General features: G+C 40.6%; 8 protein-coding genes. 2 read left to right on the forward strand and 6 right to left on the reverse strand.

Annotated elements, in window-relative coordinates:
• The 5 genes from DBR11_RS26160 to DBR11_RS26180 all read right to left on the reverse strand — a co-directional run.
• The coding region (locus DBR11_RS26160; RefSeq protein ID WP_108555511.1) for an MBL fold metallo-hydrolase at nucleotides 1–578 on the reverse strand (578 nt) is incomplete at its 3' end.
• 15 nt (nucleotides 579–593) lie between these two features.
• A complete protein-coding gene (gene gldD, locus DBR11_RS26165) occupies nucleotides 594–1,175 on the reverse strand; it encodes a gliding motility lipoprotein GldD (RefSeq protein WP_108555512.1) in 582 nt (193 codons plus the stop codon).
• A gap of 3 nt (nucleotides 1,176–1,178) precedes the next feature.
• Nucleotides 1,179–1,919 carry a shikimate dehydrogenase gene (locus DBR11_RS26170; protein WP_108555513.1) on the reverse strand — a complete coding sequence of 247 codons (741 nt, stop codon included), beginning with the start codon at nucleotides 1,917–1,919 and terminating at the stop codon, nucleotides 1,179–1,181.
• A 44-nt stretch (nucleotides 1,920–1,963) separates the two neighbouring features.
• Nucleotides 1,964–2,731 carry a phosphosulfolactate synthase gene (locus tag DBR11_RS26175; protein WP_108555514.1) on the reverse strand — a complete coding sequence of 256 codons (768 nt, stop codon included), beginning with the start codon at nucleotides 2,729–2,731 and terminating at the stop codon, nucleotides 1,964–1,966.
• 66 nt (nucleotides 2,732–2,797) lie between these two features.
• Nucleotides 2,798–4,201 carry a tetratricopeptide repeat protein gene (locus tag DBR11_RS26180; RefSeq protein ID WP_108555515.1) on the reverse strand — a complete coding sequence of 468 codons (1,404 nt, stop codon included), beginning with the start codon at nucleotides 4,199–4,201 and terminating at the stop codon, nucleotides 2,798–2,800.
• Between the two features lie 434 nt (nucleotides 4,202–4,635).
• Between DBR11_RS26180 and DBR11_RS26190 the strand changes: the two genes are divergently transcribed.
• Entirely contained in the window at nucleotides 4,636–6,174 is a 1,539-nt protein-coding gene (locus DBR11_RS26190) for an aldehyde dehydrogenase family protein (protein WP_108555519.1), read from the forward strand.
• A gap of 212 nt (nucleotides 6,175–6,386) precedes the next feature.
• Entirely contained in the window at nucleotides 6,387–9,284 is a 2,898-nt protein-coding gene (locus tag DBR11_RS26195) for a DEAD/DEAH box helicase (RefSeq protein WP_108555517.1), read from the forward strand.
• Here the strand turns inward: DBR11_RS26195 and aat are convergent.
• Nucleotides 9,281–9,941 (reverse strand): leucyl/phenylalanyl-tRNA--protein transferase (aat, locus tag DBR11_RS26200; protein ID WP_369974459.1); only part of this gene is annotated, 661 nt, incomplete at its 5' end. The genes DBR11_RS26195 and aat overlap by 4 nt on opposite strands.

A 9,941-nucleotide genomic window follows, 5' to 3' on the forward strand; every position in this document is an offset into this window, starting at 1 on the left:
GGGTAAACCTTGCAATCAGCAGGTAAGGTAAATAATTTTTCTCTAATACTTGTCAAAAGCTGTTCATGGTTTCCACCGGGAAGATCAGTTCTTCCTATACTACCATAAAACAATACATCCCCACCAACTAGAAATCCTTCATTCTTCGCATAAAAACACAAATGTGCAGGAGAATGCCCCGGAGCAAAGATCAGTTCCAGCTCACTGTTTCCAAAACCAACTGTCCCGGTCTCTCCCAAAAAGGTTTCCGGCTCAGGCGAAAGCTCATAGCTGAATCCCATTTGCGGTGCATAGCCTGGTACGGCTTGCAAGATATAAAGCTCTCCCTGATTAAATTGTGGTTTTAAACCCCACTGATCAAATACAAACTTATTTCCAAATACATGATCTATATGGCAATGTGTATTTAAAAGCAATACAGGTTTCAGGCCTTTCTCTTTGATAAAACTAACCAGTTCATTCTGCTCTGCTCCGGTATACATGCCTGGATCAATGATCACGCACTCTCCAGTCTCATCATATAAAACATAGGTATTTTCCTGGTAAGCATTAAACGTAAATCTTTGAATATTCATCATAATCACAATATTAAATTACTGTTTCCATCTAAAGGTATTGATCATAACATCAATATCCTTCTTTATAAAATTGACCACCGGTGCAATTGAATCATACTGCGGCCTTTCATAGAAGTACAAAGCACCTCTAAAATAGTTTTTGGTACTGTCTGTTAGAAAAAACTGGACAGATGAGGCCGTATTGCCTTCTATATAGTAGCAAATCCCATAAACCTTTCGGTCCGGGTAATTAATTACTTTCTGATCAATCGCATTCGCCTTAACGGTATGCTTAAAGGCAAGTTCTCTAGCATATTCCATTAGCTTTAGCCCCTCTGTTTTAGAGGAGATCTGATGATAAGTGAGGTGGATTTTCCCATTAAACTGCGAGAAATTCAAATTATTCCAGCAGGGCTGGGCATTGGGTTCTGTATCAGCAGTAATCGTTGTATAAACAGGATAATCAAAAACAAAAGGACAATTTCCCTTGTAAGAAAGATAACTTTTTTCTGGAAAATCAATTTTGAAATATCCTTTTGGTTTTGGCATATAAGGATCCGAATGACAGGATGACATTAGCAATACAAGCAGGAAAAGCGAAAAGAATATCCGTCCCATAATCTAGCGATTCCAGATCTCCCACGAGCGTTCAGCTTGCAGGTACAACATCTCCATGCCATTTTTCACTGAAGCACCAGCCGCAGCAGCCTGTCGTAAAAACAGGGTTTCTTCCGGATTATAAACCAAATCATAGGCCAGATGATGACCAGTTAGACAGGCATAAGGTATATCTGGACAGCTTTCTATATTTGGCGACATCCCCAGTGGGGTTGTATTGATTAAAATATGATGTGTATTTAGAAGCGATTCGGTCACTTCATGGTATAAAAAGCATCCCGCCGCAGGCGTTCTTACCACAGAAATAAATTCAATCCTCAGTTTCTGAAGCACATATTTCACAGCTTTAGCAGCCCCCCCATCTCCAAATACCAAAGCCTTTTGATGATGAGCCATTAAAAAAGGCCTGAGTGAGGTCTCAAAGCCATAAGCATCTGTATTATACCCTTTCAGATAACGATCGCCATTCCTGGATTCGATAGAAATGCAATTAACCGCACCAATTCCTGCAGCTGCCTCTTCCATCTCCTGCAAATAAGGCAAAACCTGAACTTTATATGGAATGGTGACGTTCAAGCCCCGCAAACCAGGTTTGTCCAATACGGATTCCAGTAAGCCAATTTTTTCCAAAGGAAACAATTCATATCTGCAATCCAAAATATGCTCCTGTTCAAACTTTTCAGTAAAGTATTTTTTGGAAAAAGAGTGCGACAAAGGATAACCTATTAACCCAAATGTTCTCATCCTGTGATATGAATCTTTATAATAAAACCGGTTAGACCAGCTATTTATTTGTTTAAATTAAGAAAATGGTCAAATGTATCTCCCCTAAGGCCCAAACGAATGGTCTCCAACGGAATAACTTCGGCCGGGGCAATATTACCCAGGTTTACATTCGTTCCAATCAGCTTAATGAACCACACTTGCTGTTCTTTCTGGGGCGCTTCCCAGATAATGGTTTCTTCAGGTATCTGCGTAAGTATTTCATCTACCAGTCCTTCACGCACCTCTCCAGAATCTCTATAAATCCCAACATTCCCGCCTTCTCTCGCTTCTGCAATTACTTTCCATGAACCGGCTTCAATTTCCGCATTCATCAGTTTAATCCATTTATAGGGGGCAAATATCTTTTTTGCATCCTTTGATCCTACCTCCGAGATTACGGTTACCTGCTTAGACAGCTTATGGATAAATTCGCATTTCTCGTCATGTTCAATCGTGATAGACCCATCCGAAACTTCTGCGAATTCCATCCCGAACTGATCTAGAACTCTGCAATAATCATCGAACTGATTTCTAATCACAAAAGCCTCAAACAATGTTCCCCCAAAATAGGTAGGTATACCCGCGCTTTTATAAATCGCCAGTTTCTCTTTCAAATTAGGCGTAACAAACGAAGTCGCCCATCCAAATTTGACAATATCAGTATGTATACCGGCAACATCAATAAAATCTTCCGTCTGCCTCAAGCTTAAACCCTTATCCATAACCATTGTTATGCCTTTCTGGCGAGGTTTAACAGGACGTACGGGTATATTATTTAAAGGATAGTTCATATATTCTGCAAAGGTGAAAAAAAAATAGACTGCTTTTATCAGCTTTATCTAATAAAAGGGGATTTTTTATTTTATGTATTTGCTGATCACCTCTATAATTGGCCCATTGTCCTGTAACTGCGGCAAATATTCAAATAGAATATAATGTTTATCCGGATCGGTATTTAAAGCTGTTTCCAGGTAAATAAGTGCTTCCTTATGCTCTCCAAGCGCAAAAAGATAAGCCACCATCCGATAATATAATTCTGCGGCATCCGGATTATTCTTAATGGCCTCAGAGATCGTTTCGGCAGCTTCATTTAATTTTCCCTGTTCATATAACACCGTCGAAAAATCAAGCCATGCTTCCACATCCAGCGGATTATACTCTAAAACTTTGTCGTAAGCTTCAATGGAATTGTCTATCTGCCCAAGTTTATAATACGCATCTGCCATTGCAAACCAGAAATCAGGATTTTCTCCGTCAAGTTCGATGGCTTTTTTATAGAAATGCAAAGATTCAAAATAACGCTCTTCAAAATTAAGCGTTACCCCAATGCCAAACCAGGCATCGGCCATCTTCATATCCATTTTCACTGATTTCTTATAATAAGAGCGGGCCTCATCCATCTTCTCAAGTTTCTCATAACACTCTCCTATTGCGCAATACGTATCAGCGTTCGGCTTTTCGTATTCAAAAGTCTGTCTGTAAACTTCGATGGCTTCTGCATAACGGTCCAACTGAACCAAAGCATTTCCTTTGTTGTAATAAGCAGAAGCAAAATTATCTTTGATCAGAATAGCATAATCATAGGCATCGATCGCTTTTTCAAACAAATCAAGCTTATGATAAGAATTGGCCAGGTTATACCATGCCGCATAAGAATAAGGATCGTTGTCTATATATTCTTTGTAGAACTGTATACTTTCTTCCTGTTTATCCAGAATATCATAGCAGAAAGCCAGCTCATACAGACCATCTTTGTTTTCCATATTCTGCTCCAGACTTTGCTTGATATAAACAATAGCCTTCTCGTAGTCGAGCATATTCTGATAAACATAGGCAATCTGCAACAGAATCTCATCTGTTGTTTCCGCAAAACCCAGAGCTTTCTGGAAGTTCTCCAAAGCCTCATGATAGCGTTCCAGACTGTTGTAAATATTCCCCCTCAGAATATAAATCTCTGCTTCCGAAGCTTCCAGCATTTCTGCCTTTTCCAAAGCCAGAAAAGCACGCTCTATCTGGTCCGTGATGAACAACAGTTGCGCCTGTTTCACCAGGAAAACCGCTGCATAAGGATGCTGGTTTAAGGCATATTCAATTACCTGCAAGGCCTTTACCGGGTCACTCTTTTCAATATAATAATCAATGATGTTCTCAAAGGCCTGGGCATCAAAAAAGTACTGATCCTGGTTCCGTAACATCTCCTCATAGCGCTCTACAGAACGTTGTGCGTCATCGCTAAAATCAAAGTAAAATTCCTCTTCCATGTATTGAATAATTAAAGAACAGTCCCCTTTTGTTTTAAATACATTATAAGTTTACGCTATTTAATTATAGCTCCGGCGAAATAATTTTCAACATTCACACACTTAAAAGTATAATCAACTGATAAATTTGTAGTTAGCTTAGATTTAAAGGAGAGTTAAAATACAGCAAATTCATTGCCGTCTGTTCAGAATTCAGTACAAAGAAACAAAACATAATCCCAAACCTGGTAATATTCCCGTCAAGAAATCCAAGGGTTCTATTTTTGTTAAACGCCAATCGATCATCTTTGTTTACATTTGTTAGAATGACATTACAACAAATATAAACCAGTGAAACCATGAGGGGAAAGCCCCCCATAAATATCGGTGATATACTCATAATAGCTTCGTTACCAATAAAAAACAATAAAAAAAATACCAATAATTATATTCCAATGAAAAAAGAGATCAGTACGGTATTGAAAAACTTAGGCATCTTAGAGGTAAACCCAGCCTATAGCACCGGAAGCACCTGGGGAGCTGCCTCTGGCGCAAAGACCATCGAGAGCTTTTCCCCTGTCGACGGTAAAAAGATAGCCGATGTCCGGGTAGCCACAGCTGAAGATTACGAAAACGTAATGAAAACTGCGGAAGAAGCATTTCTGAAATGGCGAAACATTCCTGCACCTAAAAGAGGAGATATTGTTCGCCAGTTGGGTGATGCACTACGTGTGCACAAAGAAGATCTCGGTACGTTAGTATCGTATGAAATGGGCAAAAGCTTACAGGAAGGTTTTGGCGAGGTACAGGAAATGATCGATATATGCGATTTTGCGGTCGGCCTCTCCAGACAGCTTTATGGTTTAACCATGCATTCGGAAAGACCCAGTCACCGGATGTACGAGCAATGGCACCCACTGGGCATTGTCAGCATTATCTCTGCATTCAATTTTCCTGTAGCTGTATGGAGCTGGAATGCAGCCCTGGCCTTGGTCTGTGGCAATGTATGTGTATGGAAACCCTCTTCCAAGACACCACTTTGCGCTGTAGCTTGTCAGCACATTCTTGCCAGCGTGTTAAAAGCAAACGATTTGCCCGAAGGCATTAGCTCTCTGCTTATAGGAAATGCCGTAGGCGATATGATGAACAATGACAAGCGCATCCCTCTGGTATCCTTTACCGGCTCTACCCGGATTGGCCGCCATGTATCGTCTGCTGTTGCAGGCCGTTTTGGTCAGACTATTCTGGAGTTGGGCGGAAACAACGCCATCATTATTTCTAAAGACGCGGATCTCGATATGTCTATCATTGGGGCTGTTTTTGGTGCAGTAGGTACTGCAGGACAAAGATGCACTTCTACCAGACGTCTGATTATTCATGAAGACATCTATGATACCTTCAGAGATAAACTGGTTAAGGCCTATGGACAGCTTAGAATAGGTGATCCACTTGACCAGCACAACCACGTAGGTCCCCTTATTGATACCGCAGCAGTAAACATGTACCAGAATGCCATCAAAAAAGGCATCTCTGAAGGTGCAAAATTCATCGTAGAAGGTGGTGTTCTTCAAGGAGATCAATATCTTTCCGGCTGTTATGTAAAACCTTGTGTGGCCGAAGTTGAAAACCATTATGAAATTGTTCAGGAAGAGACCTTTGCCCCGATCCTCTATTTAATCAAATACAAGACCCTGGATCAGGCCATAGCCCTTCAAAATGGCGTACCACAAGGACTTTCTTCAGCAATAATGACCTTAAACCTTCGCGAAGCAGAACAATTCTTATCCGTTAACGGATCTGACTGCGGAATTGCCAATGTCAACATTGGAACTTCTGGAGCAGAGATCGGTGGTGCCTTTGGTGGAGAAAAAGAAACTGGAGGAGGAAGAGAAAGCGGATCTGATGCCTGGAAAGGTTATATGCGCAGACAAACCAACACCATTAACTACTCGAATACCCTGCCTTTAGCCCAGGGAATCAAATTTGACCTGTAAAATCAGGATAAAATTACCTGACAACCAAAAACACATCTGTTTTTTCAAAAGCGGCTTTAGAAAAGCCGCTTTTTTTGTATTTCAGATGCCTTATCTCATCTATTTTAAAAAATGGCTTTTCTTCTATATAGTTTTTTTTGAAAGCATTTCAATTTGATGTAAGTTTAAAGATTTTTATATGCTTATCCTCCTTTTGTTTTAACTTTTAACCTATGTTGCGCGTAGATAGCTCCAAACCATGTAAAATCGTTTATTCCTTATGCAAACATGAGTTTTTAGGCTATGTGATTGAGCCGCATATGGTCCAGCTCAATCCTCAGGGCGATTTTTCTCTAACCTATCAGCGTCTTTTTAGTCATACCGCTAAAGAATTTGCCCGTCACCTGTCTGAAACCGACTTAAAGATTATCAAAATTCTCGACGAGACAGAACAGGACTATATCATTAAAAAATATCATAAGAAGCAAATTCGGCCGCTGGAATTTTTCAGTAAATTCTTTGATGAGAAATTTTACGACACTGTGCGTCCAAAGATTGAAAAAAAGCTTACAGAGGTCTTGTCCATCCTTGCCATTACAGACTCCTTATATCTGATGGGAAAAGACGGATGGCCGGCAGAAAGAGAAATTGAAATCGCTGCAGAGCCCGCAACTATTCTTTTCCATTTTAGAAGAAACGAGACCGAAACCCGTTATTTTCCAACGATAAAATATCAGGGAATGCGGATAGATTTTATGTTTAAAGAAGCGCAGGTGGTCAGTAACCAGCCTGCATGGCTCCTTTTAAATGACGTGTTGTACTTTTTCGAACAAGATATAGAGGGTAAAAAGCTACAGCCCTTTCTCAACAAACGATTCATCACCATACCAAAAACCACTGAAGGTGCTTATTTTGAGAAATTTGTTGCGCCACTGATCGAGAAATACCATGTCTATGCAGAAGGTTTCGAAATCAAAACAGAAAAACACGAGCCCGTGGCCATTCTGAAAATCATTTATGTAGAAGGCGGGATTTCACAACTGCAGTTATACTTCAGGTACGGTTCATACGCCTTTGCCATGGATAATGAACGCAAGGTAACCGTCAGGGTCCATAAAATAGAAGACAACTATATTTTTACCAGGATCAAAAGAAATACAGACTGGGAAAAAAGCAAATTCAATGAATTACTCAAATCGGGATTAAAGAAAACAAGTGCCTTATTTCATAATCTGGAACTACATGACCCTGGAGAACAAGAGGATAAGTCCTATGGTTTGCTCAACTGGGTCAACGAACATTTAGAAGAGCTCAGGGAAAAGGGTTATGAAGTAGAACAAGCTACCGGAACAAAACGCTTCCTTTTCGCTACAAACAAAATTGACTTCGAGGTCAGCGAAAACAACGACTGGTTTGACATCAATGCTATTGTATATTTTGGCAACCACCCCATTCCGTTTTTGGCACTCAAACAGCATATTCTTCAGAAAAAGCGAGAATTCATTCTTCCCGATGGCTCTATCGCGATTATTCCAGACAAATGGCTGAGTAAATATGGCACCCTGTTCAGCCTCTCAGAAGGCAGTAAATCACTGAAATTAAAAAAACATCATATAGGACTCCTTAATGATCTCTCTGAAGACAGTATTACCAATATTACGCTCAACCGCAAACTTCAAAAACTAAATGACTTTGAAAACATTTCCGATATTCAAATGCCAGAGCATTTCAAAGGAGATCTTAGAAGTTATCAAAAGGCCGGTTATAACTGGTTTAGTTTTTTGAGAGAGTATAATTTTGGAGGCTGCCTTGCAGATGATATGGGATTGGGTAAAACCATTCAAACCTTGGCCCTGTTACAGAAGCAAAAAGAGGATAACGAGAAAAATGCCACCCCTGGCACTTCCCTGATTATTATGCCGACCTCCTTAATTTACAACTGGCTAAACGAAGCCAAAAAATTCACCCCAAAATTAAAAATCCTTTCTCATACGGGAAGCTCGAGGAATAAAGATGTAAGCCAGTTCATTCGTTATGACGTGGTCATTACCACTTACGGCATCACCCGGGTTGATATCGCCCTGATGAAAGATTTCTATTTCAACTACATTATTCTGGATGAGAGTCAGAACATCAAAAATCCCTCTTCCAAATCCTTCAAGTCTGTAAGGTCTTTAAAATCAAAACACAGGCTGATCCTGAGTGGTACACCTGTAGAAAACTCCGTGGGTGACTTATGGACGCAACTCACCTTTCTAAATCCAGGCCTTCTGGGTACCCAGGCGTTCTTTAATGAAGAGTATGTGCAGGCCATCGAAAAGAAAAAAGATGAAGAAAAAGCCAGAAAACTCCAGGCCATCATCAAACCGTTTGTTTTAAGAAGAACAAAGGAGCAAGTTGCTGAAGAGTTACCTGCCAAAACTGAACAGGTTTTCTACTGTGATATGAGTGAAGATCAGGCCAGTTATTACGAAAAAACAAAATCAGCTTATCGCAACGATCTGCTCAGCAGCATGGACGATGGTACCTATGCAAAGAAGCAGGTCCAGCTTTTGCAGGGTCTTACCGCCCTTAGGCAGCTTGCCAATCATCCATTGATGATAGACGACACCTATACCTCAGATTCCGGAAAATTTGAAAGCATAGTCCATACCCTGGACAATGTGCTTAAAGGGGGACATAAAGTATTGATCTTTTCTCAATTCGTGAAACACCTGAGTATATTTAAGCGTCATCTGGAAAACGAACATATTCCCTATGCCTATTTAGATGGGTCCACAAAAAACAGAGGAGAAATTGTAGCTGAATTCCAACAAGATAAAAACCTTAAAGTCTTCCTCATCTCCATCAAAGCGGGTGGCGTAGGTCTGAATCTGACTCAGGCAGATTATGTATTCATCCTTGATCCCTGGTGGAACCCCGCTGTAGAACAACAGGCCATTGACCGGACACACCGGATTGGCCAGGACAAAAAAGTCTTCATCTACAAATTCATTACCCGGGATACCGTAGAAGAAAAAATTCTTTCCCTCCAAAACCGAAAGAAAAGACTCGCAAGTTCCCTGATCACCACCGAAGAAAGCTTCTTTAAATCCTTAAGTAAAGAAGATATCCGGGAGTTGCTGAACTAAGCCTTTCTTTTTAGGAGTTTTAAATACGTTTCGCGGTCAATCATTTCTGCCCCAAGGCTCATCAAGTGATCATTGGGCATTTGACAATCTATCATTAGCAATCTGCTCTGTTCACAAAGCCAGATCAGGGCACTTTTTGAAGCATTACTAACCAGGCTAAACATACTTTCCCCACAAAATACACGGTTAACAAGAATTCCGTATAGGCCGCCAACCAGTTTGTCATCCCGCCAGACCTCCACACTGTGCGCATAACCATTTATATGCAGATTGATATAAGCCTCCTGCATTTCCGAAGTGATCCAGGTGCCATTCTGATCCTTGCGCTCCACAGAGGCACAATGCATAATCACTTCTTTAAATGCCTCGTTCATGCTGATCCGAAATATACCATCCTTAAAAACCTTCTTCATGCTTTTACTGACTTTAAGGTTTTCGGGGAAAATCACACAACGCTCATGAGGAGAAAACCAACAGATCGGGTCATCTTCACTAAACCAGGGAAAGATTCCGTTTTCATAGGCCAGCAGCAAACGTTCCATATGCAGATCACCCCCAATTGCCAGCAATCCATCAGGATCGGCAAGTGCAGGATCAGGAAATACAATCTCATCTTCCAGCAGTTTGAAAACCATATGCAATATTAAAACATAAACC

The sequence above is a fragment of the Pedobacter sp. HMWF019 genome, assembly GCF_003061025.1.
In the GTDB taxonomy this organism is placed as follows: domain Bacteria; phylum Bacteroidota; class Bacteroidia; order Sphingobacteriales; family Sphingobacteriaceae; genus Pedobacter.